This is a genomic window from Planktotalea sp. (assembly GCF_018607995.1).
Classification (GTDB): Bacteria; Pseudomonadota; Alphaproteobacteria; order Rhodobacterales; family Rhodobacteraceae; genus Planktotalea.
The window spans coordinates 229660-253230 of record NZ_JABBAL010000023.1; the positions used below are offsets into that span (position 1 = coordinate 229660).

Annotated in this window: 24 protein-coding genes and 2 pseudogenes; 13 read left to right on the forward strand and 13 right to left on the reverse strand. The window is 53.7% G+C overall.

Going from position 1 to position 23571, the window contains the following annotated elements; all coding sequences use genetic code 11:
* Window positions 1-56: 56 nt before the first annotated feature.
* Window positions 57-1427 carry a glutamate--cysteine ligase gene (locus tag QZ280_RS09620; RefSeq protein WP_293443186.1) on the reverse strand — a complete coding sequence of 457 codons (1371 nt, stop codon included), beginning with the start codon at window positions 1425-1427 and terminating at the stop codon, window positions 57-59.
* A gap of 382 nt (window positions 1428-1809) precedes the next feature.
* Here QZ280_RS09620 and QZ280_RS09625 point away from each other — a divergent pair, with 382 nt between their 5' ends.
* The 6 genes from QZ280_RS09625 to yihA all read left to right on the forward strand — a co-directional run bounded on the left by QZ280_RS09625 (window position 1810) and on the right by yihA (window position 6531).
* Window positions 1810-2250 carry a hypothetical protein gene (locus tag QZ280_RS09625; protein ID WP_293443189.1) on the forward strand — a complete coding sequence of 147 codons (441 nt, stop codon included), beginning with the start codon at window positions 1810-1812 and terminating at the stop codon, window positions 2248-2250.
* A gap of 167 nt (window positions 2251-2417) precedes the next feature.
* Window positions 2418-2936 (forward strand): EAL domain-containing protein, encoded by a 519-nt coding sequence (locus QZ280_RS09630; protein WP_293443192.1) that lies wholly within the window; start codon window positions 2418-2420, stop codon window positions 2934-2936.
* 53 nt (window positions 2937-2989) lie between these two features.
* The gene (locus QZ280_RS16340; RefSeq protein WP_365734493.1) at window positions 2990-3148 is read left to right on the forward strand and encodes an EAL domain-containing protein; all 159 of its coding nucleotides are present in this window, start codon (window positions 2990-2992) and stop codon (window positions 3146-3148) included.
* A 190-nt stretch (window positions 3149-3338) separates the two neighbouring features.
* Window positions 3339-5141 (forward strand): membrane protein insertase YidC, encoded by a 1803-nt coding sequence (gene yidC / locus QZ280_RS09635; RefSeq protein WP_293443195.1) that lies wholly within the window; start codon window positions 3339-3341, stop codon window positions 5139-5141.
* The gene (locus QZ280_RS09640) at window positions 5141-5881 is read left to right on the forward strand and encodes an MOSC N-terminal beta barrel domain-containing protein (protein WP_293443198.1); all 741 of its coding nucleotides are present in this window, start codon (window positions 5141-5143) and stop codon (window positions 5879-5881) included. The genes yidC and QZ280_RS09640 overlap by 1 nt, the downstream gene beginning before the upstream one ends.
* A complete protein-coding gene (gene yihA, locus QZ280_RS09645) occupies window positions 5878-6531 on the forward strand; it encodes a ribosome biogenesis GTP-binding protein YihA/YsxC (protein ID WP_293443201.1) in 654 nt (217 codons plus the stop codon). Before QZ280_RS09640 ends, yihA begins: the two co-directional genes overlap by 4 nt.
* Before the next feature lie 73 nt (window positions 6532-6604).
* Here yihA and QZ280_RS09650 read toward each other — a convergent pair whose 3' ends face one another.
* The 7 genes from QZ280_RS09650 to QZ280_RS09680 all read right to left on the reverse strand — a co-directional run bounded on the left by QZ280_RS09650 (window position 6605) and on the right by QZ280_RS09680 (window position 13348).
* The gene (locus QZ280_RS09650; RefSeq protein ID WP_293443204.1) at window positions 6605-7594 is read right to left on the reverse strand and encodes an ABC transporter substrate-binding protein; all 990 of its coding nucleotides are present in this window, start codon (window positions 7592-7594) and stop codon (window positions 6605-6607) included.
* A gap of 31 nt (window positions 7595-7625) precedes the next feature.
* A complete protein-coding gene (locus QZ280_RS09655) occupies window positions 7626-8465 on the reverse strand; it encodes an ABC transporter permease (protein WP_293443207.1) in 840 nt (279 codons plus the stop codon).
* Window positions 8462-9325 carry an ABC transporter permease gene (locus QZ280_RS09660; RefSeq protein WP_293443210.1) on the reverse strand — a complete coding sequence of 288 codons (864 nt, stop codon included), beginning with the start codon at window positions 9323-9325 and terminating at the stop codon, window positions 8462-8464. The genes QZ280_RS09655 and QZ280_RS09660 overlap by 4 nt, the downstream gene beginning before the upstream one ends.
* On the reverse strand, window positions 9322-9753 hold the full coding sequence (locus tag QZ280_RS09665) for a GNAT family N-acetyltransferase (RefSeq protein WP_293443213.1): 432 nt from the start codon (window positions 9751-9753) through the stop codon (window positions 9322-9324). The genes QZ280_RS09660 and QZ280_RS09665 overlap by 4 nt, the downstream gene beginning before the upstream one ends.
* Window positions 9746-10528 carry an ABC transporter ATP-binding protein gene (locus QZ280_RS09670; protein ID WP_293443216.1) on the reverse strand — a complete coding sequence of 261 codons (783 nt, stop codon included), beginning with the start codon at window positions 10526-10528 and terminating at the stop codon, window positions 9746-9748. Before QZ280_RS09670 ends, QZ280_RS09665 begins: the two co-directional genes overlap by 8 nt.
* A 16-nt stretch (window positions 10529-10544) precedes the next feature.
* Window positions 10545-12008, reverse strand: coding sequence for a dihydropyrimidinase (gene hydA, locus QZ280_RS09675; RefSeq protein ID WP_293443219.1), 1464 nt, complete (start codon window positions 12006-12008; stop codon window positions 10545-10547).
* Between the two features lie 83 nt (window positions 12009-12091).
* A complete protein-coding gene (locus tag QZ280_RS09680) occupies window positions 12092-13348 on the reverse strand; it encodes a Zn-dependent hydrolase (protein ID WP_293443222.1) in 1257 nt (418 codons plus the stop codon).
* A 184-nt stretch (window positions 13349-13532) separates the two neighbouring features.
* Here QZ280_RS09680 and QZ280_RS09685 point away from each other — a divergent pair, with 184 nt between their 5' ends.
* Window positions 13533-14159, forward strand: coding sequence for a TetR family transcriptional regulator C-terminal domain-containing protein (locus tag QZ280_RS09685; protein WP_293443225.1), 627 nt, complete (start codon window positions 13533-13535; stop codon window positions 14157-14159).
* Here the strand turns inward: QZ280_RS09685 and QZ280_RS09690 are convergent.
* Window positions 14145-14780, reverse strand: a complete 636-nt coding sequence (locus QZ280_RS09690; RefSeq protein ID WP_293443755.1) for an arylesterase — start codon at window positions 14778-14780, stop codon at window positions 14145-14147. The genes QZ280_RS09685 and QZ280_RS09690 overlap by 15 nt on opposite strands.
* Before the next feature lie 95 nt (window positions 14781-14875).
* On the opposite strand from QZ280_RS09690, the gene QZ280_RS09695 reads away from it, so the two are divergent.
* From QZ280_RS09695 to QZ280_RS09705, 3 genes are read left to right on the forward strand one after another with little or no spacing between them, the layout of a single operon-like run.
* The gene (locus tag QZ280_RS09695) at window positions 14876-15553 is read left to right on the forward strand and encodes an ATP-binding cassette domain-containing protein (protein WP_293443228.1); all 678 of its coding nucleotides are present in this window, start codon (window positions 14876-14878) and stop codon (window positions 15551-15553) included.
* On the forward strand, window positions 15550-18066 hold the full coding sequence (locus QZ280_RS09700) for an FtsX-like permease family protein (RefSeq protein WP_293443231.1): 2517 nt from the start codon (window positions 15550-15552) through the stop codon (window positions 18064-18066). The genes QZ280_RS09695 and QZ280_RS09700 overlap by 4 nt, the downstream gene beginning before the upstream one ends.
* The gene (locus QZ280_RS09705; RefSeq protein ID WP_293443234.1) at window positions 18063-18605 is read left to right on the forward strand and encodes a gamma-glutamylcyclotransferase family protein; all 543 of its coding nucleotides are present in this window, start codon (window positions 18063-18065) and stop codon (window positions 18603-18605) included. Before QZ280_RS09700 ends, QZ280_RS09705 begins: the two co-directional genes overlap by 4 nt.
* Before the next feature lie 140 nt (window positions 18606-18745).
* Here the strand turns inward: QZ280_RS09705 and QZ280_RS09710 are convergent.
* The 3 genes and pseudogenes from QZ280_RS09710 to QZ280_RS09720 form a co-directional block, all read right to left on the reverse strand.
* Window positions 18746-18907 (reverse strand): annotated as a pseudogene (locus QZ280_RS09710) (MATE family efflux transporter); the annotation flags it as partial.
* 58 nt (window positions 18908-18965) lie between these two features.
* Entirely contained in the window at window positions 18966-20291 is a 1326-nt protein-coding gene (gltX, locus tag QZ280_RS09715) for a glutamate--tRNA ligase (RefSeq protein WP_293443237.1), read from the reverse strand.
* Window positions 20292-20349: 58 nt separating this feature from the next.
* Entirely contained in the window at window positions 20350-20628 is a 279-nt protein-coding gene (locus tag QZ280_RS09720; protein WP_365734547.1) for a DUF1801 domain-containing protein, read from the reverse strand.
* A 36-nt stretch (window positions 20629-20664) separates the two neighbouring features.
* Here QZ280_RS09720 and QZ280_RS09725 point away from each other — a divergent pair, with 36 nt between their 5' ends.
* Together QZ280_RS09725 and QZ280_RS09730 are read left to right on the forward strand one after the other, a co-directional pair.
* A complete protein-coding gene (locus QZ280_RS09725) occupies window positions 20665-20865 on the forward strand; it encodes a hypothetical protein (protein WP_293443239.1) in 201 nt (66 codons plus the stop codon).
* Complete coding sequence (locus tag QZ280_RS09730) at window positions 20862-21329, forward strand: hotdog fold domain-containing protein (RefSeq protein ID WP_293443242.1); 468 nt, start codon at window positions 20862-20864, stop codon at window positions 21327-21329. The genes QZ280_RS09725 and QZ280_RS09730 overlap by 4 nt, the downstream gene beginning before the upstream one ends.
* Here QZ280_RS09730 and QZ280_RS09735 read toward each other — a convergent pair.
* The gene (locus tag QZ280_RS09735) at window positions 21307-21795 is read right to left on the reverse strand and encodes a DUF1697 domain-containing protein (RefSeq protein WP_293443244.1); all 489 of its coding nucleotides are present in this window, start codon (window positions 21793-21795) and stop codon (window positions 21307-21309) included. The two genes, QZ280_RS09730 and QZ280_RS09735, sit on opposite strands and share 23 nt — an antisense overlap.
* 364 nt (window positions 21796-22159) lie before the next feature.
* On the opposite strand from QZ280_RS09735, the pseudogene QZ280_RS09740 reads away from it, so the two are divergent.
* Window positions 22160-23550 (forward strand): annotated as a pseudogene (locus QZ280_RS09740) (amidohydrolase).
* Window positions 23551-23571 lie beyond the last annotated feature (21 nt).

Here is a 23571-nt window from a genome sequence, read left to right on the forward strand (position 1 = left end):
CTCTCGCCAGAGGCGAAAGCGCTCAAACAAGCGCGTGCGCTATACGCTCAATATGGTCAGTAGCTATAATCCGCATAAATCTTGCTCAGATCGCCCCCCCATTCCCCGTGATACTTTTCCAAAAGCTCATCCGCAGGCACCTGCACGCTTTCCAAGCTTTCGTGCAAAGCATGTAAGAAATGCGTCTCATTGGGCACCATGCCACCCGCGCCCGGACGTGCGCGCGCTTTTAATCCAGCCTCAGAGATCGCAACAACTTCGCGCGCAAGCTCGTGCATACTGATGCCGTTCACCTTCGCTTGCAAACCATCCACGGACGCTGCGACACGCAAAGCATCACGCGTTTCTGCATCCCAACCTTTTACCAAATCCCACGCGGCATCGAGCGATGTTTGATCATAGGTCAACCCCACCCAGAACGCAGGCAACGCACAAAGACGGCGCCAAGGCCCACCATCCGCGCCGCGCATTTCAATGAATTTCTTTACACGTGCTTCTGGAAAGACTGTGGTGAGGTGATCCGCCCAATCGCTCATGGAAGGCGTTTCACCGGGTAGCGCGGGCAATTCGCCCCTCATGAAATCACGAAACGACATGCCCAAAGCATTGATATATTTACCATCGCGGTAGACAAAATACATCGGCACATCGAGCACATATTGTACCCAAGCCTCGAACCCGAACCCTTCGTCAAAGACAAAAGGCAACATGCCCGTACGCGCTTCATCAAGATTGCGCCAGATATTGCCACGCCAGCTTTTGTGATTGTTGATCTTGCCCTCAAAAAACGGCGAATTGGCGAAAAGCGCGGTCGCGACAGGCTGTAACGCCAAAGCCACGCGCATCTTTTGAACCATGTCGGCCTCTGACCCGAAGTCGAGGTTCACCTGAACAGTACATGTGCGGCGCATCATAGCGGTTCCCATGGTGCCGACTTCTTCCATGTAATTGTTCATCAACTTGTAACGCCCTTTGGGCATCAACGGCATCTCTTCATGGCTCCACTCAGGGGCCGCACCAAGACCGATGAAGCCAACACCAATCTCGTCAGAAATCTCGCGCACTTCGCGCAGGTGCTGGTTTACCTCATCGCATGTCTCGTGAATCGTTTCCAAAGGCGCACCTGACAGTTCCAACGCGCCGCCCGGTTCCAGAGAGACATTCGCGCCGTCTTTCTCAAGCCCAATCAAATGCCCACCTTCGCGCACCTCGGCCCAGCCATGGCGATCGCGAAGACCTTCTAGAACCGCAACGATAGAGCGTTCACCTTCAAATGGAAGTGGTGCAAGAGTGTCCGTCAGATAGCCAAATTTCTCATGCTCCGTGCCAATGCGCCACTCTGATTTGGGCCGACAGCCTTCGGCGAGATGTTCAGCCAACTGCTCATGACGTTCAATCGGACCACCGCCAGTTTGTGGAATAGACATGGGCTTGCGCCTTTCGAAATGAGTTGCTTCACGTCCAGCCTTGAGCGGATTTCATGGGGGTGTCAATGCAAGGAGACCCTGCGAATTTGCACAAAACTGTAATGAACACCCCTGCCTGCACACAGGTTTAACAGATCTCGTTAGAAACTGTCGAAAATGCAAAATTGAATCGCTGCACGTGTTAACGAAATGTCGCGCCAGACTTGCGATGACGATCTCATACTTCGCGAGACCGCTTCTCACACTAGGACGACACATACCAGTTTCAGATCTGACACTTCCCGTTTCAAAACGATTGCCAAACACGCTACGCCGTTCGTTTTACTTCGCAGCCTTGCCGACAATTTGTCTCCTTGTTTTTTGGGCGCTTGGAGAAACGGGTTTGATCATATTTGCGCTGACTGCACCGATCTTCTTTACGTTCTACAGCGGATCCAAAACACACGCGCAACAAGCAGAAACAGATCAGTCAGACGGGCTTGCAGCTGCGAAGGAACAGCTTGAGATATGTATTAATGACATGCTCTTTTCCGCGAAATCGGATGAACATTTTGCGTTGTTCGGTATCGAGATTGATGAAGCTAATGATATCGCGCGCCGACTTGGCTCCTCGCAGCTTCACGAAGTTCAAAATCGCTTGCAACTTCGCTATGCGAAATGCCTGCGCAGCAAGGACGTCGTATTTCAAAGCGGCCCTTTGCATTGGACGATCGCGAGTACGCCGGGCAAAAACCTGACGCTTGAAGTGGCGATCAAACAGACGGACCGTTTTCAGGCGGTTTTGGACGACCCATTTTTTTTGAAGATGATCGCTTGTATTTGACCAGCTGCACCGGCTTTACGCTTGCGCAAAAGCCCTTCAAAAGTGCCCATACTTTATTGCCGCAAAGCCACAGCGCACTTGCAGAGGCAGTTTTGAACGGACCAGATTCAGTACGCGCATTTGGTTCTACGACAAGGCGCAAACCGCCACAAAAAGCATCCCCCAACTTGGCCGATCTAAACGGCGACATCGAAACAAATCTATTTGCTTGGTTCCAGCCACAAATCTCAACAGACACTGGCCATATCGGCGGGTTTGAGGCTTTGGCACGCTGGCGTGACAATGCGGGAAATTCGTTTTCTCCCGCAACGATTCTGCCCGCTTTGGAAAACGCGGGCCAGATGGAGCGATTGACTGACAGCATTCTTACGCAAAGTCTACTCAGCCTCAAGAAATGGGACGAGCGCGGCCTGAACATCGACAACATTGGCGTCAACTTTTCCGAGAGTGATCTCTCTAACCCTCGGTATTTTGAAAAAATAGCTTGGTACTTGGATCACTTCGGGATCGAACCTAATCGCCTGTGCATAGAGGTTCTTGAAAGTGTCATTGCGGGCGAAGCTGACGATATGATTTTACGCAATGTCACGCGATTGTCAGAGCTTGGCTGCCAGATCGACCTAGATGATTTGGCACTGGCCATTCCTCCATCTCCACGCTGCGCCGTTTGCCCGTGCACCGCTTGAAAATTGATCGTTCTTTCATGGCAAAAGCAAATTTTGATGCGGAATAGCAAAAGATGGTGGCAACGATTTTGATGATGGCAGAACGCTTGGATCTGACTTGCCTTGCTGAAGGAGTTGAAACTTTGGGCGAGCAATCCAGTCTCGCGCAACTCAGGTGTCGCTGTGCGCAGGGCTTTGGCATCGCGAAACCTATGCCGTTCCGGCAGAAATAAGACTGGATCGTGAACTTTCAATCCAAACACGTCAGCACACCGCAAATTGGGCGTAAAACCAGCTAAAGGGAAAATTTGGCACGGTCGAACGCCGCAGATACACAGGATATCAGGCGAATCCACTTGACCTTTGGCGGCACACATCGTTGAACGCAGTCTTAACGCGGTTTACTCGAGGCGGCCCTGTTTCATGGATGATCAAAACAAAAACCTGATACTCGCGACAGCGCTGAGTTTCATCGTAATTCTAGTGTGGTTCGTCCTGTTCCCACCACCAGAGCCGACACCAGCAGATCCCAACGCTGTGATCAGTGCCGAAGGCGACGCCGTTCTACCAACCGTTTCAGGTGATGACGCGGATGCAGGCGTAAACACCGCTGCCGCTCAAGCCGAAGAGCCTACGCAAGATGTGCCGCGCATTGCCATCGAGACAGGACGCCTGAAAGGCTCGATCTCGTTACTCGGCGGTCGCATCGATCAACTCGCGTTGAAGGATTACCGTGTCTCGCTCGACGATGACGCGCCAATCGTGGACCTTTTGACACCCGTAGGCGAGAATAGCCCCTACTATGCGCTTTATGGTTGGGCACCCGGCGCAGGTTTGGCCTTTGAACAAGTGCCCGGCCCCAACACGGTTTGGAGCGCACAGAGCAGTAGCGACCTGAGCGTCGACGCGCCCGTGACCCTGACATGGGACAATGGCAACGATTTACAATTCACCCGCACCATCTCTATCGATGAGAACTTTATGTTCTCCGTTACTCAAAGCGTTGAAAACACAGGAGCTGGCACGGTGAGCCTTGCGCCCTACGGCATTCTCGCGCGTCATGGCGAACCGCAGAACCTTAAGAATTTCTTCATCCTGCACGAAGGCGTTGTCGCGATGTCTGATGGAGAGCTGACGGAAATCGACTATTCCGACATGCCAGATTTCGACATTAACCCCAATGAGGGCGCGCGCGCAGAAGTCACCCAAGTGGCCGAGCAGGGCTGGGTCGGTTTCACAGACCAATATTGGATGACCACGCTTATCCCAGCTCCCGGCGCGTTCAAATCGACAGCAAAATATGACGACCGCCGCGATATCTACCAGACCGAAGCCGTGCTTCCGACGCAAAAGCTTGCGCCCGGTGCGACAGCAAGTGCGACAACGCAGCTTTTCGCCGGTGCAAAAGAGTGGGCGACCATTCGCGACTATGAAAAGTCCGGCGTTGAAGGCTTCATCGACAGCATTGATTGGGGTTGGTTCTTCTTCCTGACCAAGCCGATTTTCGCGGTTCTCCATTATCTAAACGCAATGATCGGCAACATGGGTTGGGCGATTATTGGTCTGACATTCTTGATCAAATTGATCCTGTTCCCTCTCGCGTACAAATCCAACGTGTCTATGGCGAAGATGAAAGCACTTCAGCCACAGATGGAAAAGATCAAAGAGAACTCGGGCGACGACAAGCAGAAGCTCCAGCAAGACATGATGGCGATGTACAAGAAGGAAAAGGTCAATCCGGCCTCTGGCTGTTTGCCGATCCTGGTGCAGATCCCGATTTTCTTCTCGCTCTACAAGGTGATTTTCGTCACGCTTGAGTTGCGACACGCGCCTTGGATCGGTTGGATCAAAGACCTCTCCGCGCCGGACCCCTCTTCGATCTTGAACCTATTTGGCTTGCTTAGCTTTACGCCACCAGAAGCAGGCTCCATCCTTGCAATCTTCTCGCTTGGTATCTTGCCCATCCTTTTGGGTATTTCCATGTGGATGCAGCAAAAGCTGAACCCAGCGCCCACAGATCCAACGCAAGCGATGATCTTCGCTTGGATGCCTTGGGTCTTCATGTTCATGCTGGGCACCTTCGCGAGCGGACTTGTGGTCTACTGGATTGCCAACAACACGATCACCTTCACGCAGCAGTATTTGATTATGCGCAGCCAAGGGGTGAAACCGGATGTGTTTGGCAACATCAGGGCCGGCTTTAAACGCAAACCCAAGGAAGAGTGATGGGCACCGTCACCTCCCTTTGGCGTCATCCGATCAAAAGTCATGGTCGTGAAGAAGTCACATCAACAACGTTAATCGCCGGGCAAACCATGCCTGGCGATCGTGTTTGGGCCGTCGCTCATGAGCAATCAAAAGCAGATGGTTCAGAGTGGGTGCCTTGCGCCAACTTCAATCGCGTGAGCAAAGTTCCAAAATTGATGGCCATGCGCGCGCGTTTGGACGATGACAGCGGCTTGGTGACGTTAGACCACCCTAATCTTGGTGACATCACGTTTAATCCTGATAGCGATCCAGCACCTTTCCTGAATTGGGTGCGCCCCATCATGCCAAGTAATCGCGCGCAATCGAAGCACTTCGTTAAAGTGCCCAATCGGGGTATGACAGATAGCGATTTTCCATCCGTTACCCTGTGCAATATTGCGTCACACCGCGCGGTAGAGCGTCAGTTAGGCATGGAGATTTCCCCACTGCGTTGGCGCGGGAACATCTGGCTTGATGATCTGCCAGAGTGGCAAGAATTCAAATGGATGGGGCGTGACGTCAAGATTGGCGACGCCATTCTGCGTCCCACCGAACGCACGGATCGCTGTCCTGCGACCAACACCAACCCTGAAACGGGCTTGCCCGACGCTGACGTAGTGTCTGCGCTAGACAGCTTTGGACACCGCGACTTTTCGGTACGCGCAGAAGTTATCCAAGGTGGCGAAATCCTCATCGGCAGCAAGGCAGAATTGATATGAGCCAACTTCCATTTCCAATCGCCGAAGATCCTGATGACTTTTCGCATGAAAAGGGTCGCTTGCTGTTCGCCGGCCAAACCGAATTCGTCAAAGGCGTTGTTGCCATGTCTGGCTTGCCAGATGCGGACCGGATGGAGGTCTGCTTTGCAGGCCGTTCCAACGTCGGTAAGTCAACTCTGATCAACGCGCTGACAGGCCACAAGGCCCTCGCGCGCGCCTCCAATACGCCTGGCCGCACGCAGGAGATTAACTTCTTCACCGCAGGGGAGAGCCACTACCTCGTTGACCTGCCCGGCTATGGCTACGCGAACGCACCTTTGCCGGTGGTTGAGAAATGGCAACGTCTGCTCAAGCAGTATCTTTCAGGTCGCCAAACCCTGCGCCGCGCGTTTGTTTTGATCGATGCGCGTCACGGTGTGAAGGCAGTGGATCACGAGATCATGACCCTGTTGGACAGCAGCGCCGTCACCTTCCAATGCGTTTTGACAAAAGCTGATAAAGTAAAACTGGTGGACCGCGAAAAGGTCTTGAACCAAGTGCGTGGAGAATTGGCTAAACACCCAGCCGCCTTCCCAGAGATGGTTATCACATCCTCAGAAAAAGGCGACGGGATCGAGCAGCTTCGCGCGATTATTGCGACTTTGATCTAAACTAACCCACTGAATACGAAAATAAAAAAGGCCGCCCTTTCGAGCGGCCTTCTCTAATTTCTGGCGATAGATTTTAGTTCAGCGCTTTGTCTGTGATCGCATGTGTCCATGCGCCCTCAGGAGCTTTAGTGATCACTGGATCGGACCCACCAGAAAGCAAGCTTTGCACTGTGCGCTCATAATCGGCTTCAACCAAGGCACCGTTAGAACCTGACGTCAGCTTGGCAATTTCGCGCATCATGCGCTGCTGGTGCTCTTCGGTTTGTGCGCCAGATGCATCGTTCTCAAGTACGATATCTGCTGCCTCATCCGGGTTCGCTTCTGCGTACTTCCAACCCTTCATCGACGCGCGCACAAAGCGCACGAGCTTGTCTTCCATCGCGGGATCTGCGAGCGCATCTTCAAGGACGTAAAGACCATCCTCAAGCGTCGCAACGCCCTGATCTTCGTACTTGAACACCATCAAATCGTCTGGCGTTAAACCAGCATCAATAACCTGCCAATATTCGTTGTAGGTCATTGTCGACACACAAGCAGCTTGCTTTTGTAGCAACGGATCCACATTGAAACCCTGCTTGAGCACAGTCACGCCAGCATCTCCGCCCTCGGTGCCGAGGCCAAGTTTGCTCATCCAGCTGAGGAAAGGAAATTCGTTCCCGAAGAACCAAACGCCAAGCGTTTTGCCTGCGAAATCATCCGTACTGGTGATGCCCGCATCTTTGCGGCACGTCAGCATCATGCCAGAGGACTTAAACGGCTGTGCGATGTTGACCATCGGCAGGCCCTTTTCACGCGCCGCGAGGGCCGCTGGCATCCACTCCACGGTGACGTCCGCACCACCGCCTGCAAGAACTTGCGTTGGCGCGATATCTGGGCCGCCTGGCTTAATGGTGACGTTGAGGCCTTCCTCTTCGTAGAAGCCTTTATCAAGCGCGACGTAATATCCGCCGAACTGCGCTTGCGTGACCCACTTGAGCTGCAGCGTCAAGTCATCAGCGGCTTGCGCCATGCTTGCCATTGCACCCAGTGCAGCGGCGCTGATCCATTTGGTAAATTGTGTCATCTCTCTCTCCTTGCTGGTTGGTTTATTATTTTTAATTTCTTTGTGACGGGTGCCAAAACGTCCATTTGCGTTCGAGCAGGGCAACGGCTCCGTAAAGAACTGAGCCTGTGATGGCTGCGACGACGATCTCTGCCCAGACCAGATCGAGTGCCAATTGCCCAACACTGGTGGAAATGCGAAAGCCCATGCCACGAATAGGCGAGCCAAAGAATTCCGCAACGATTGCTCCGATCAGCGCCAGCGTGGTTGCGATCTTGAGGCCATTAAAGATGAAGGGCAAGGCCATCGGTATGCGCAGTTTAAACAGGGTTTTCCAATAACTCGCCGCATAGGTCCGCATCAGATCGCGTTGCATTGCATCACTCGCGGCCAAACCTTGCACCGTATTCACCAGGATTGGGAAGAAAATCATCACGACAACAACAGCCGCTTTGGAGTGCCAGTCAAAGCCGAACCACATCACGAGGATTGGCGCCATGCCGATAATCGGAAGAGCTGCGGCAAAGTTGCCAACAGGGAGCAATCCACGCTTGAGGAAGTCGAAGCGATCTACCGCCAATGCTGTCGCGAACGCGGCCAAACAGCCAATGATGTAACCGCTCATCATCCCCTTTAATACGGTTTGCACCCAGTCCTGCCACAGGATTGAGGTCGAGGCCGCAAAGCGAGCAGCGATCACGGAGGGTGCGGGTAATAAGACTTGCTGGATCTGCAAACCTCGCACAACGCATTCCCATATGATGAGCAAAGTCACCCCAAAAATGATCGGCACCAAGAGCGACGTTGTGCGCGATTTCGGCAAAGCGGCGAGACGCACGTTGATGTACCAACCCAATGCCCAAATGAGCGCACCTGCGATCAGCCAACTCATTGCGCCATCCCCATGCGGTTCAACACGATGCGCTGGATAAGACCAATGATGGCCACAAGGCTGGCGGCAAGGGCAGCTGCAACGAGCAAAGCGCTCCAGATCTGGATGGTTTGACCATAGTAACTGCCCGCCAGCAGACGCGCGCCAAGACCTGCAACAGCGCCTGTCGGAAGCTCACCAACGATCGCACCAACGATCGCTGCGGCCATCGCGATCTTAAGCGACGTAAAGAGATATGGCATCGAAGACGGTAGGCGCAAACGCCAGAATGTTTGCGCACCAGAAGCGTTCCATGTACGCATTTGATCGAGCTGCATATGATCGGGCGCGCGCAGCCCTTTGACCATGCCAACGACCACTGGAAAGAAAGACAAATACATCGAAATGATCGCTTTCGGCAGCAGACCAGAGATACCAACCGCGTTCAAAACAACGATAATCATCGGCGCAATCGCGAGAATGGGAATAGTCTGTGACGTGATGACCCAAGGCATCACGCTCATATCCATTGTGCGGTTGAACACGATGCCGACGGCCAGCGCGATCCCAAGTACAGTGCCCAGCGCAAAACCCAGAAGTGTCGCGCTTAGTGTGACCCAAGAATGGTAAATCAAGGAGCGTTTGGAGGTGATTTTCTTCTCTACAGTGGTTTTCCAAATCTCACGCGTAACCTGATGGGGTGCAGGAAGCTTGGGTTTCTTCTGCGACCATGTATCGGCAATCAACTCGCTGGTGCTCAACTCTACCCCTGCGCGCTGCGCTTTATCGTAGGCCCAAGGCGTGTTGAGCCAAACCGCTGCCCCGTACCAAAGCACAATGATCGCCGCCACAACCGTGAGCACTGGCAAAAGCGTCCTCATCTGCGCCACTCCATGCGCAGTTCAGGCACGTTGTTAGATGGCTCCGCACCCTCGTTCGAGACTTCAACAAACCCTTCGCGTTTGTAGAACTTCTGCGCCGCGAGATTAGGCTCATGGGTGTTAAGCCATAAGTAGTCGCGACCCTCTTTGATCTTGTTCATCAACGCCTTGCCAATCCCGTGGCCCGGGGCATTTGCGTAAAGCCCGCCGATGCGTTGCCGCTTTGGATCAAAGGCGAGATAGCCACTCACAGGATCACCTGCGACGAGAATTATGCGTTCATCAAAAGCCGTCTCGATGAAGCGGCCAATTTCCACAGCATCGTTTGCGCTGTGCATCCACTGCGTGCGTTGTTCCCATGCATAGACAATTGCACCAAGCGTAGGTGTGTCTTCGCGCGTCGCGTGTCTGATCGCAAGATCACTCATCGCTGTGTCCTGCGCGTAAGCCTTCACGTACACGGTGTGCGATTTCAATAAACTCAGGGCTGTCGCGAATTTCAAGAGGGCGTTCCCTGGGAAGCGTGCTTTCGATCACATCCGCGATACGCCCCGGTCTCGGAGACATGACGACAATCTTGGTGCTGAGATAGACGGCTTCAGGGATGGAGTGGGTCACGAAAGCGATGGTTTTTTCGGTTCGATCCCACAGTTGCAAGAGTTGCTCGTTCAGATGATCGCGCACAATTTCATCAAGCGCACCAAACGGTTCGTCCATCAACAGGATATCCGCGTCAAACGCCAGTGCGCGCGCAATAGAAGCGCGCTGTTGCATGCCACCAGAAAGCTGCCATGGGAATTTCTTCTCAAATCCATCGAGTTCGACCAGCTCCAGAACACGCTTCACGCGCTCCACTTGGTCGGCTTTATCGTACCCCATAATTTCGAGCGGCAAGCGAATATTCCCGCCAATCGTGCGCCACGGATACAGCCCTGCTGCTTGAAATACATAGCCATATGCGCGTGCGCGCCGCGCCTCTTCAGGGCGCACGCCGTTCATTGTGATGCTGCCAGCGGTGGGCTGTTCCAAGTCCGCCATCACCCGCAGGAACGTGGTTTTGCCACATCCCGACGGGCCGATGAAGCTGACAAAATCACCTTTCTCAATATCGAGCGACACGTCCTTGAGCGCATGCACAGGGCCGTCATTGGTTTGAAAGGTCAGGCTAAGGTCTTTAGCGCTGATGATTTTGTTGTTACTCAAGTGCTTGACCTTGCTTTTAAATTCCCGCCGGAATATTCATAGGATCGCGTTTGATCATCTTGGGGGAATTCAACTCTTTCCATTTGCTCAGCGCAACATTGGGTGCCGCGAAAGCAGGGCGCGGAATGAAACGACCACGTCCCGGATTTGGCTGCGAATTTTGTCCCCAAGCCCAAATGACCTCACCTCGGTTCAGCGTATAGCGCGCTTGGGCCTTCACCTCGAACCCTTCAAAGACGTTGTAATCGAGAATGGAATGGTGATTTGCAGGGCTAATCGTCTTGGAAATTTTCGGATCCCACACAACGATGTCCGCATCCGCGCCCTCAACTATCGCGCCCTTTTTAGGATAGATATTGAGGATCTTCGCCACATTGGTCGAGGTGGCAGCCACAAACTCGTTCGGTGTCAGGCGGCCTGTCTCAACGCCTTCGGTCCAAAGCACCGCCAAGCGTTCCTCCAAACCATTTGAGCCATTAGGGATAATGCGAAAATCATCGCGGCCAGCGCGTTTCTGTTCAGTGGTAAAGGCTGCATGATCCGTCGCGACCACTTGCAACGATCCGGACTGAAGACCCGCCCAAAGGCTATCTTGATGCTCCTTATTGCGGAACGGCGGCGACATAACACGCCGCGCGGCATGGTCCCAATCCTCAGAGAAGTAGACGCTTTCGTCCAATGTCAGAAATTGTATCAATGGCTCGCCATAAACGCGCATCCCTTTTTGACGCGCACGGCGGATCGCTTCATGGGCTTGCTCACAGGAAACGTGTACGATGTAGAGTGGCGTACCAGCACAATCAGCAATCGTAATCGCACGGTTCGCAGCTTCGCCTTCAAACTCAGGGGGGCGCGAATAGGCGTGCCCCTCTGGCCCTGTTATGCCCTCGTCAAAGTATTTCTGCTGCATCTCGGCAACCAGATCGCCATTTTCCGCATGTACCATCGGCAAAGCGCCTAACTCGCGACAGCGCTTGAAGGACGCAAACATCTCATCGTCCTCAATCATCAATGCCCCTTTATAAGCCATGAAATGCTTGAAGCTGTTCACACCCATATCAACTGCATCTTTCATGCCGTTGAACACACCCTCGTCCCAACCGGTGATTGCCATGTGATAGCCAACATCCGAGCAAATCTGCGGTGCGGACTTACGGTGCCATTCATTGATCGCGTTTTTCAGATCTCCATCTTCACCCGGTAAGCAAAAATCAACGATCATCGTCGTGCCGCCCGTCGCAGCGGCCCAAGTCCCTGTTTCAAATGTCTCAGCGGCAGTGGTTCCCATGAAAGGCATCTCAAGATGCGTATGTGGATCAATGCCACCTGGGATTACATAAGCCCCCTCCGCATCTATATATTCATCTCCCTTCAGGTCCTCACCAATCTGCTTGATGACCTCACCTTCGATCAACACATCCGCTTTCCACGTGCGATCCGCCGTACAGACCATGCCACCTTTGATAACTTTCGTGTTCATCTCAAATCGCCTTCCTTATCGTCTTCATCTTGCCACTAAACTTCGTGAGAATCGCGCTTGTGCGATGGGGACTGACCCCCTTCTCACTCTACAATCTGCGCTGTTTCCAAAACTGCATGCATCAACACATCTGTTCCCGCACTCGCCCAATCTTTGGAAATCAATTCGGCTTCATTGTGCGAAAGCCCATCAACGCAGGGACACATCACCATCGCAGTCGGAGCACATTTGTTGATCCAGCACGCATCATGTCCTGCCCCTGAAATCAGGTTCATGTGCGAATAGCCAAGCCGTTCGGCCGCAGAGCGCACTGCTGAAACGCAATTCTCATCAAAGGTCACAGGATCAAAGCCACCAACCTTTTCGAATTCAACGCTTAAGTCCATCTCATCACAAATTGCGTGCGCATCGACGCGCAAGCGCGCTTCCATGTCTTCTATCACTGCTAAGTCGGGGGAACGGAAATCAACGGTGAACACCACCTTACCGGGGATCACATTGCGCGAATTGGGATACACATCAATATGCCCAGCTGCACCAACCGCATGGGGTTTATGCGACCAAGCGATCTGATCCACTTTTTCCAAAATGCGCGCCATGCCAAGTCCTGCATTCTTGCGCATCGGCATTGGCGTGGATCCTGTGTGAGAGTCTTTGCCCGTTACGGTCACCTGCGTCCAACTTAGCCCTTGGCCATGCGTGACGACGCCAATATCCTTGCCCTCCGCCTCTAGGATAGGGCCTTGTTCGATATGCAACTCGAAAAACGCATGCATTTTGTCTTTGCGCGCACCCACGGGTTCGTCACCTTTCCAACCGATGCGCTCCAGCTCTGAGCCAAAACTCAGCCCATCCGCATCCAACCGCTCATTCGCCCAGTCTTCCGTATGCACACCGGCGAATACTCCAGAGGCGAGCATCGCAGGGGCGTAGCGCGTACCCTCTTCATTGGTCCAGTTGGTCACAACAATCGGATGTTTGGTCTTGATCCCAAGATCCTTCATTGTGCGCAGAATTTCCAAGCCACCAAGCACGCCCAAAACGCCATCGTACTTGCCACCCGTTGGCTGCGTATCAAGGTGCGAACCTACGTAAACCGGCAAAGCCTCTGGGTCCGCACCGGCGAGTTCAGCAAACATATTGCCCATGCTATCAAGGCCCATAGTGCAACCCACATCTTCGCACCAACTTTGAAACAAGGCGCGCCCTTCAGCATCTTCATCAGTTAGCGTTTGGCGATTGTTGCCGCCGGCCACACCAGGACCGATCTTGGCCATCTCCGTCAAGCTATCCCACAAACGATCCGCATCGATTTTCAGATTCTCACCCGGTGCGGCCATGACATATCCCCTATAGAGTTTGCCGATCTGGTCGATCGGTCACTTTTTTACCATTTGGTAAAGACACGATTGCAATGAGAACGGAATGAGTCAAGGATTGACTTGTCCCTTTGCTCTGCGCAATTGGATCACACTTTAGGAACGCCTTTTTTCTGGGCATTGGACCGGTAGGATTTTGACACCTGTGACCCACACCGCAACTTCGAGCACCAAAGCCCCGAGCCGCATTCAACAGCGCAATCGCATCCTTATTCTAGACGCCGCACTTGAGGTGTTTTCGCGCCATGGCTATCGCGGTGCGACACTGGATCAGATTGCCAAGCAAGCGGGGCTAAGCAAGCCAAACATTCTGTATTATTTTGGCGGTAAGGAAGACATTCACGTCACGTTGCTAAACCAACTCATGAAGACTTGGCTCGATCCTTTGAAGGAGATGAACCCGAGCGGCGATCCGATCAAAGAGTTACTTGGGTATGTGCACCGCAAGCTTGATATGGCGCTGGAATTGCCGCGCGAAAGCCGTTTATTTGCAAATGAGATCTTGCAAGGCGCACCGCGCATGAGGCCGCATCTTTCGGCGGATCTCAAGCCGCTCTTTGACGAACAATCCCGCGTTATTTCCAATTGGATGGACGCAGGAAAAATCGCGCGTTGCGATCCCGGTCATCTGCTTTTCTCAATCTGGGCCACCACCCAGCACTACGCTGATTTCGCGGCACAAACCGAAGTTTTATTGCCCGAGGATGAGCGACGCCAAGACGGGGCAAGCGCCTATCTAGATCAGCTTTTCATCAAGCTACTGACCCCTTGAGCGCGCCTGATCAATCAGATCAAGAACGCTGGGGCCGAGGGCCGCCACAATATCGCGCACGCCTTCTTTGTTGGGATGAATACCGTCCAATTGCATACGCGCTCGCACCGCTGGGCGATCAACCGTGCCATCAGCTTGCAAGAGGCCTATAAAGAAATCCTGCAAATAAAGTGTGTCATATGTCGCAGCGAGATCTGGATACATTTGATCAAACGCCGCCTTATAGTCAGGGCCATTGTTGTTGGTCGCAACGAGCCCTATCAACAGCACAGGCAGGTCACGCAGTGCCGCCACTTGCAAAATACTCTCAAGGTTTGCGCGACTGCTTGCAGGATCAATTCCGCGCAGCAGGTCATTCCCCCCGAGCGCAAGGATCATGCCATCAACATCATCAGTCAGCGTCCATTCAATCCGCGCGGCACCGCCAGCCGTCGTATCACCGGACACGCCCGCATTGATCAAACGTACCTCGCCTCTTTGACGACTGTTGTCTTCCAGCCAATTTCCAAGCTGCGGCACAAACCCGTCGGGCGCGCGCAGACCATACCCTTGGGTTAGGCTATCACCAAAAGCAACAATCGTGGTGGGCTGCGCAGATACGGGTGTGACTTGCCCAAACAACAGGACAAATATCAGCGAAATTGGCCCGATCGTCTTGTTGAGCGCTGTGAAAAACCCATATCCCAAAGGACCACTCCTCATATCAGGCCAACAAAATGACCGCTGTTATCTCTCTAAAAGATGCAACTCTTTCGCTTGATGGCAATGCCGGTCGGGTTGATATTTTACATGGCATCACGCTTGATGCGCAAAAAGGGCAGTCATTGGCGTTGGTTGGTCCTTCGGGTTCAGGCAAGTCATCACTGCTTATGCTCATGGGGGGATTGGAGCGCTCAAGCGCAGGCAGCATCCACGCATTGGGGCAAGATTTAACGGCGATGAATGAGGATGGCTTAGCCCGCTTTAGACGCGCCTCCATGGGTGTCGTGTTTCAATCCTTCCATTTGATCCCCACGATGACCGCTTTGGAAAACGTCGCAACTCCGCTGGAACTTACGGGCGACAAGGACGCATTTGCCAAGGCCGAGGCAGAGCTGGCGACAGTGGGCTTAAGCCACCGCATCTCCCACTACCCGTGTCAGATATCAGGGGGCGAACAACAACGTGTCGCTCTGGCCCGTGCGATGGTTGTGCGACCACAGATTTTGCTGGCGGACGAGCCGACTGGAAACCTGGATGAAAGCAATGGCACCTCGATCATGGATTTGCTGTTTGAATTGCAAGCGCGCGACGGCGCGACGCTTGTTTTGGTGACCCACTCCAACGCGCTCGCGGCGCGTTGCGACACAGTTGTGAGATTGCGCGATGGCCGCATTGAGGAGGGAACCGCATGAACCTCGCGCTCGCTTATACATTCGCACGCCGAGAACTACGAGGTGGATTGAAGGGCTTTCGCATTTTCATTGCGTGCCTCGCCCTTGGAGTCGCAGCTATTGCCGCAGTGGGCACTGTGCGCGCCTCAATCGAAGCAGGACTTGTCCGCGAAGGGGCAGCACTTTTGGGCGGCGATGCGGAACTGGAACTGACCTATCGTTTTGCAACGGAGGAAGAGCGCGCATGGATGGATGATAACGCAGAACGCGTGTCAGAAATCGCCGACTTCCGCTCAATGGCGGTGGTTGGAGACGAACGCGGTCTAACCCAAGTGAAGGCCGTCGATGACAGCTACCCCTTGATGGGCGAGGTCGGCCTACACCCGCCCATGCCAATCGCGAACGCACTAGCTGAACAAAGCGTCCTCCCCGGCGCGGTCATTGAGCGCGTCTTGGTTGACCGCTTGGGGTTAGAAATCGGCGACATATTTAAACTGGGCACGCAGGAATTTCGGCTAACCGCGGTCCTCACCGAAGAACCCGATAGTGCTGGTGGTGGCTTTGCCCTTGGCCCACGCATCATTGTGCGACGTGAGGCATTGGCGATGTCAGGATTGCTAGACGCAGGCACGCTGTTTTCTAGCAAATATCGCTTGAAACTGCGCGACGGGGCAGACCTAGATGGCCTGAGTGCAAAGGCGGAAGCAGAGTTTTCACAAAGCGGTCTGCGATGGCGAGATGCGCGCAACGGCGCGCCGGGTGTGGCGCAATTTGTGGATCGTTTAGGGGCGTTTCTAGTGCTTGTCAGCCTGTCCGGGCTTGCGGTGGGTGGCGTTGGGGTGTCCTCCGCCGTCAACAGTTATCTCAAAGGCAAAACATCTGTCATCGCAACGCTGCGCGCGCTTGGTGCAGAACGCGCAGTGATTTTTCAAACCTACTTCATCCAGATCGGCGCGCTTAGCTTGCTTGGTATCGCGATTGGCTTGCTCTTCGGGGCATTCGCGCCGCTCGCGCTTGCGCCCCTGATCACAGAACGCCTGCCCATTCCCGCAGCCTTCGCGCTATATCCTAAACCCTTGCTTGAAGCGGCTGCATATGGCGTTCTAACCGCGCTCATCTTTACGACTTGGCCCTTATCACGCGCGGAAAACATCCGCGCAGCCACCTTGTTTCGCGATGCCGGCCAAGGGGGCGCGCGCTTACCTGCGCTTCGCTATATCATTGCAACACTCAGTCTTGTTGCGGTTCTTCTCGCTTTAGCGAGTTGGTTTTCGGGCACAACATTCCTGACGCTTTGGACCGCAGGCGGGATCTTTGGCGCGCTTGTCGTCCTCATGCTCGCGGCCCTGTTGATCCGGAACATCGCAAAGCGCGCCACACGATTTGCAAGGGGTCGGCCAAGTTTGCGGTGGGCCCTAAGCGCAATATCAGGACCACGCGAAGAAGCAGTATCAGTAGTATTGTCCCTAGGCCTCGGCTTATCAGTATTGGCAGCTGTTGGGCAGATTGACGGTAACCTAAGGGGTGCAATCTCGCGCGATTTACCAAGTGTTGCCCCGTCCTATTTCTTTGTGGATATCCAAAAGGATCAAATGCCCGGATACCTTGAGCGGCTACACCGCAATCCATCAGTCAGTCGGATCGACAGCGCCCCAATGCTGCGCGGGATTATCACACAGATTAACGGCACGCCCGCGCACGAGACTGCGGGAGATCATTGGGTGCTAGAGGGTGATCGAGGGGTTACCTACTCGACCGAACTCCCTGACAACACACGCCTTTTGGATGGGGAGTGGTGGGAAAACGATTACACGGGGTTACCTTTGGTCAGTTTCGCTGCTGAGGAAGCCGAAGAGATGGGATTAAAGCTGGGCGATACGCTGACAATCAACATCCTAGGACGCGATATCGAAGCAACCATTTCAAGCTTTCGCGAGGTTGATTTTTCTACCGCTGGCATAGGCTTTATCATGTCGATGAATCCCGCTGCACTTTCGGGTGCGCCGCACAGCTTTATCTCAACCGTTTACGCCTCGCCTGAAAGCGAAGCACAGATCTTGCGCGACCTTAGCACGGAGTTTCCCAACATCACCGCGATCCGCGTCGGGGATGCAATTGAGCGGGTGTCCAGTGTGCTTGCCGGGCTTGCGACAGCGGTCAGCTACGGGGCAGCGGCGACGCTTCTCACGGGTTTTCTTGTACTGATCGGAGCCTCTGCGGCAGGCGAACAAGCGCGCACATTCGAGGCCGCAGTTCTGCGCACTTTAGGCGCATCGCGGCATAAAATCCTCAGCAGTTTTGCCCTGCGCGCGGCGATCTTGGGGGGCTGCGCTGGCCTTGTCGCGCTCGGTGCTGGCATTTTAGGTGGATGGGCCGTAAGCACGTTCATCATGGAAACCAGCTATGAGATTATTTGGAGCAACGCTTTGGCAATCATTTTGGGCGGCATTCTGGCGTCGCTTCTCTCAGGTCTCGCATTTGCGTGGCGGCCTTTGACCGTACGCCCTGCACAGATTTTGCGAGCTCAAGAATGACCGCGCCCCGCTTCTTTGGCTACGGCAGTCTGGTCAATCGCGCGACACAAGATTATCCGAATATTCGACAAGAACGGATCAAAGGCTGGGCACGTGCGTGGCGGCACACACGGTTGCGCGAGGTAGCGTTTCTCACCGCCATTCGCAGCCCCCTTTCAGAAATTGATGGATTAAGCGCAGACGTGCCCGAAGCGGATTGGCCCGCCTTGGATGCACGTGAATTCGCTTATGACCGCGTCGCGTTGGACGGGCTATCAAACACCGTGATCTATGAGATTCCAGAAGGCAAACATAGTGCTGCCAGTCAAACGCATCCTATATTGCTCAGCTATCTCGACGTTGTCGTGCAGGGCTATCTGAACGAATTTGGCGAAGCCGGTGCCGCGCTTTTCTTTGCGACAACCCACGGCTGGGAAGCACCGATCCTGAATGACCGCAGCGCGCCGCGTTATCCGCGGCATCAAACGTTAAATACGTTTGAAACCGAGTTCGTAGATGACGCGTTGTCAGCGTTAGACTGCACGATCACACGCGCTTAGCGCTTCCAAGACCCATGCTGCATTTGACGAGCTTCACGCGCGAAAGGGGCGGCTTTGTTGACTTCGACTGCCCCGCTCTCAACCTTGCTCATCACACGCCATGCGAGCCACGCCGACAACAAGCCGAACACAATGCCGCCAACCGCTTGGCCAATCCCAAAAGACCTGGCAAAAAACAAGATTACACCCGCGTATCCAACCGCCGCTGCCAATTCAGCCTTGCCTAGCATGGAGATAAAAATCATATCCACAAAGTCGACAAGAAAGATCGCCATAAGGCCCACCGATGCGGTAAGAGACATGACCTATACATGTTTGAAGAGCGAGCCTGTGAAAAATTTAGCTTGCTCTGATATGTGTTTATCTTTTGGCTTTTATGACTTGCAAAAGCGGCATTAGCGACGCCATATCCGGTCCGCGTTCGCGCCCTGTGACCGCTTTGCGAAGCGGCATGAACAGGCTTTTTCCCTTACGCCCCGTCGCCTCTTTAACGGCGGAGGTCCATTCACCCCACGTCGCCTCCGTGTAGGGACCGTCGGGCAGCATTGTCATGGCCTTAGCTATGAAGTCTTCGTCGCCTGCCTCGATAATCGGATCAGCACCGTTTTGTGCCAAGTCCGACCATTCGGACAGATCGCTAAGCACCGTGACGTTCTCGCGTGCAACATCCCAGAACTGCCCCGCTTGATCCGCAGGCACACCGAGCGCTGCGATACGATCAGCAACCGCCGCTAGTGGCAGCGTGTGGTTATAACGCGCCGTCAACGGGTAGAGATCATCTACATCAAATTTCGTTGGCACAGAGCCGAATTGCGAAATGTCAAACCCTTCGATCAGCTCGTCCAAAGACGTACGCAAATCAACAGGCTGTGACGATCCAAGGCGTGCCAGTAACGACAAGAGCGCCATGGGCTGAACGCCCGCTTCGCGCAGATCGCGCAGGGCCAATGTGCCCAGCCGTTTGGACAGGCTCTCGCCCTGTGGACCCGTCAAAAGCGAGTGATGTGCGAAGTCGGGAACCGTGCTACCAATCGCCTTAATCATCTGGATTTGCGTCGCCGTGTTGGTCACATGATCGGAACCGCGCACAACATTCGTGACGCCCATATCCGTGTCATCGACGATGGAGGCGAGCGTGTAAAGCACCTGACCGTCACCGCGAATAAGCACGGGATCAGACACCGACGCCGCGTCGATGGAAGTATAACCAAGGATACCATCGGTCCACCCAATCCGTTCCTGATCAAGCTTGTAGCGCCACACACCGCTTCCGCGCTCTGCCCGCAGTGCGTCTTTTTCCGCATCAGACAACCCCAAAGCGGAGCGATCATAGACCGGTGGTTTTCCCATATTGAGCTGCTTTTTACGCTTAAGGTCCAGCTCTGTGGGGGTCTCGAAAGCTTCGTAAAAACGGCCCATTTCACGCAGCTTGTCAGCGGTTTCTGCATAGCGATCCAAACGATCCGACTGACGCTCAACCTTGTCCCACGTCAGGCCCAACCATTCGAGGTCTTGCTTGATCGCGTCCACATATTTCTCTTCAGAGCGCACAGGATCCGTGTCATCAATACGCAAAATAAACGTGCCGGCGGATTTGGCTGCGATCATGAAGTTGAACAAGGCTGTGCGCAGGTTGCCGACGTGGATGTAGCCTGTAGGCGAAGGCGCGAAACGAGTGGTGGTCATGTGCTGAACTCCTGTTGGGGCCGCTTTGTCATAGGCAGACCCCGATGTCCAGATTTGCCTATTCTGGATGCATTGTCCAAATCTTATTAAGGTCTTTCAAACCTGCAGTGATCAATTCTTCAAGAACGTTCAAATCGATATCCGCAAGCTTGTTCACATAAAGACAAGACTTACCAAGTTTGTGCTTACCAAGCCGCTTCATGGTCGCGCCGTAGGCCTGATAGCCGGGTATGATGTAGATCGACAGATTGGACTTTCGCTGGGAAAATCTTGTTGCGAGAAAATCGTCTTCGCGACCCTTTTCATATTTGTAGTGATAGCGGCCAAAACCGATGATGCTCGGCCCTCACATTTTCGACTCAAACCTCGTAGCATGCTTGAAAAGGTCGAGCAAAACATGGGCACCTGCTTTGCTGGTTGGGTGCTCGACCGTGTCGATGAAATCAATGGGATCGACCACTATTGCTTGGTTTTGTTCTGCGCCATTTCGCGATCCTTTCGTGGCGTCACGGGTGCAGGGCTGATGCACATGCCCTATCAAGTAAACAAGTCTACCTCGGAGAACCCTAAATGAGCAAACCCTACATTCTTCGCAGCTATGACAAACTGTTGCGTCTTCCCTTTGGTCGCCAGATTTTCTCCATCTATGCCGCGCGCAAAGCTCCCTATTTCCGCACGATCCGACCTTTGGTGCAAAAACTGGAAGCAGGGCATTGCGAGATAGCTTTGAAAAAGCGCTATTCCATTCAAAATCATATCAACACCGTGCATGTAATTGCTGTGGCAAACGGCCTGGAAATGGCGATGGGTTTTCTGGCGGAAGCTACGATCCCACGCCATTTGCGCTGGATCCCCAAGGGGATGGAGCTGACCTATCCTGCGAAGGCCGACACGGATTTGATCTGCGAAGCCCTCAGCAACCCCACCGATTGGGTGCCCGGTAATTTGCCGATCAAAGTCATTGCACGTCGGCGAGATGGCACCGCTGTAGTTGAAGGCGTTATAAATTTGTGGATCAGCGAAAAGCAAAAGCGGTAAGTGCAACCATTTTTGAGGTGGAGTTCATATTGCGCGCGGTGCCTTGAGCTGCGCCAATCAGCTTGAGTTTTGAAGTGCTCATTCCGTTCGGGTAATGAACATAGATCACGCCTGCGCCCGGAAATATAGCTTCATCTGTTTGCCCTTTTATGCCGACGTCAATCGATGCTTGTGGGTCGTCGTCAACAAAAACAGCAGTAACCTTATTGCCAGCGATCTCCACGAACGGGGTAGCCAAAGCGATTTCACTTAACTCAGTGTGACTTCGAACAAACACGCCAACTGGCTTACCCACATAAATCTCCAAAGCAGCGGACAATTTGCGAGCAATAGCTCTCAGATCTAGCGCACGGCTCAACGCAATGTTGCCGCGGGCAATGTAGGTTGTGACGTTTTCGAACCCACAATCTGCGCAGATACGTCGAAGTTCTTCCATCGGTAGTTTGCCTATACCCCCAACATTCAAAGCCCTTAAAAAAAACTCGGTAGCGTTTCATAACCCCAACCCATTCACGGTTTTCACAAGAGAGATCACTATAACAAAGAGCAAATTCGCCAGAATCTGTTTGCACATAAACCAATCGTGCTCACGCTGCTCTAACCCAATTGCACGGCCCGAGGATTGCTCATGAAAACCACCGTTTAATCTGCCAAAAACATCATCACGATGAACCCGCAAAAGCCAGACGCCTCGCACGTCGCTGTGCGCGACGGCAGAATTTTGGCCGTGGGGTCATTGGAGGAGGTCGCCACTTGGGGCCCTATGATTTGGACGAACAGTCGCTGATAAGGTGCTGTTCCCCGGTCTGGTCGAGGGCCACGCACACACGATGGAGGGCACGCTATGGCGCTATGTGTATTGCGGATATTTCGATCGAATGGACCCAAGCGGCACGACCCATCGTGGCAACACAAGCATTGATGCGGTTCTAGAGGCCTTGAAGGCAGCTGATGCCAAAATGGACGATCCAGATTCGCCACTAACGGGCTGGCAGCTTGATCCGATCTATCTGGAAAACAAACCCGTTACGCGCGCGCAGCTTGATACCGTTAGCGCGACCCGACGTATTGGTGTGTTGAACGCCTCGGTGCATATTCTATACGCGAATTCCAAAGCGCTAGAGCTTGCAAGTCTTTTAAAGAAAGGCGTCAATCATCCTGGTATCCTCCTCGGCGCTGATGGTTTGCCAACGGGTGAGCTAAAAGGCCCTGATGCGATGGCCCCTGTCAGTGTACATGTTGGGATGAGGGGATCTATCGCGGATGTAGACGAACGCGGCTTGCGCGATTTTGCGCGGCTCTGCGTGCGCACGGGCGTTACCACCGTCACAGACCTCGCCACGAAACTGGATCCCAACTCTGTCGATATGATGCTGCGTGTGACGGGTGAGCCAAACGTTCCCGCCTGTGTGGTGCCCTTGCGATTTTTCCTTGGCTTGTCGCCGAAAGAACTAGTTCCCGAAGTCGCACGTTTGAAAAAACTCTCGACCGACCCTCTGTCATTGGGTCGTATCAAGGTAGTCGCAGATGGATCTATCCAAGGTTATTATGCACGCCTGCGCTGGCCCGGGTATCACAATGGAACACCCAACGGACTTTGGTATGTAACACCCGAACAGATGCTTGAGCTCTACGAATTGGCGCTTGAGGAAGGTCTGCAAATCCACACGCATACCAACGGCGATCAAGCGACGCAGCTCGCTATTGAAAAGCTGGAACTCGCACTGAGGGAGCACCCCTCAAACGATCACCGCTTCGTTTTGCAACATTGCTAATTGGCGGATCGCGCGCAATTTACCCGCATGGCCGCCCTCGGGATGAGCGTCAATCTTTTCGCCAACCACCAATTTTATTGGGGGGATGAGCACTACACTCTTACCGTTAGCCCCGATCGCGCACTTCGCATGAACGCCGCGCGTACCGCGTTGGATTCCGGCATTCCGCTGGCCATGCATTTGGACGCGCCGATCACGCCGCTCAGCCCATTCTTCACAGCGTGGTGTGCGGTGAACCGTCTCACGCGCTCTGACCGTGTACAGGGAAAGCATGAAAAATCACCGTTTATAAGGCGCTGTGGGCGATCACCATGGGGGCCGCACATAGTCTTCATCTGGACGGGCTTGTCGGCTCTATCGAAGTGGGCAAACGCGCAGATTTCGCAGTTCTTGAAAGCGATCCACGCGTAGCAAATCCAAAGCAACTCAAAGACATCGAAATTTGAGGCACAGTGCAAGGCGGACGC

What these genes read in the sequence shown, in the direction of transcription:
- QZ280_RS09620 (WP_293443186.1), bottom strand. Translation starts at nt 1,427, where the DNA reads ATGTCTATTCCACAAACTGGCGGTGGTCCGATTGAACGTCATGAGCAG.
- QZ280_RS16340 (WP_365734493.1), top strand. Translation starts at nt 2,990, where the DNA reads ATGGTGGCAACGATTTTGATGATGGCAGAACGCTTGGATCTGACTTGC.
- yidC (WP_293443195.1), top strand. Translation starts at nt 3,339, where the DNA reads ATGGATGATCAAAACAAAAACCTGATACTCGCGACAGCGCTGAGTTTC.
- QZ280_RS09640 (WP_293443198.1), top strand. Translation starts at nt 5,141, where the DNA reads ATGGGCACCGTCACCTCCCTTTGGCGTCATCCGATCAAAAGTCATGGT.
- yihA (WP_293443201.1), top strand. Translation starts at nt 5,878, where the DNA reads ATGAGCCAACTTCCATTTCCAATCGCCGAAGATCCTGATGACTTTTCG.
- QZ280_RS09650 (WP_293443204.1), bottom strand. Translation starts at nt 7,594, where the DNA reads ATGACACAATTTACCAAATGGATCAGCGCCGCTGCACTGGGTGCAATG.
- QZ280_RS09655 (WP_293443207.1), bottom strand. Translation starts at nt 8,465, where the DNA reads ATGAGTTGGCTGATCGCAGGTGCGCTCATTTGGGCATTGGGTTGGTAC.
- QZ280_RS09660 (WP_293443210.1), bottom strand. Translation starts at nt 9,325, where the DNA reads ATGAGGACGCTTTTGCCAGTGCTCACGGTTGTGGCGGCGATCATTGTG.
- QZ280_RS09665 (WP_293443213.1), bottom strand. Translation starts at nt 9,753, where the DNA reads ATGAGTGATCTTGCGATCAGACACGCGACGCGCGAAGACACACCTACG.
- hydA (WP_293443219.1), bottom strand. Translation starts at nt 12,008, where the DNA reads ATGAACACGAAAGTTATCAAAGGTGGCATGGTCTGTACGGCGGATCGC.
- QZ280_RS09680 (WP_293443222.1), bottom strand. Translation starts at nt 13,348, where the DNA reads ATGGCCGCACCGGGTGAGAATCTGAAAATCGATGCGGATCGTTTGTGG.
- QZ280_RS09695 (WP_293443228.1), top strand. Translation starts at nt 14,876, where the DNA reads ATGACCGCTGTTATCTCTCTAAAAGATGCAACTCTTTCGCTTGATGGC.
- QZ280_RS09700 (WP_293443231.1), top strand. Translation starts at nt 15,550, where the DNA reads ATGAACCTCGCGCTCGCTTATACATTCGCACGCCGAGAACTACGAGGT.
- QZ280_RS09705 (WP_293443234.1), top strand. Translation starts at nt 18,063, where the DNA reads ATGACCGCGCCCCGCTTCTTTGGCTACGGCAGTCTGGTCAATCGCGCG.
- gltX (WP_293443237.1), bottom strand. Translation starts at nt 20,291, where the DNA reads ATGACCACCACTCGTTTCGCGCCTTCGCCTACAGGCTACATCCACGTC.
- QZ280_RS09725 (WP_293443239.1), top strand. Translation starts at nt 20,665, where the DNA reads ATGCTTGAAAAGGTCGAGCAAAACATGGGCACCTGCTTTGCTGGTTGG.
- QZ280_RS09730 (WP_293443242.1), top strand. Translation starts at nt 20,862, where the DNA reads ATGAGCAAACCCTACATTCTTCGCAGCTATGACAAACTGTTGCGTCTT.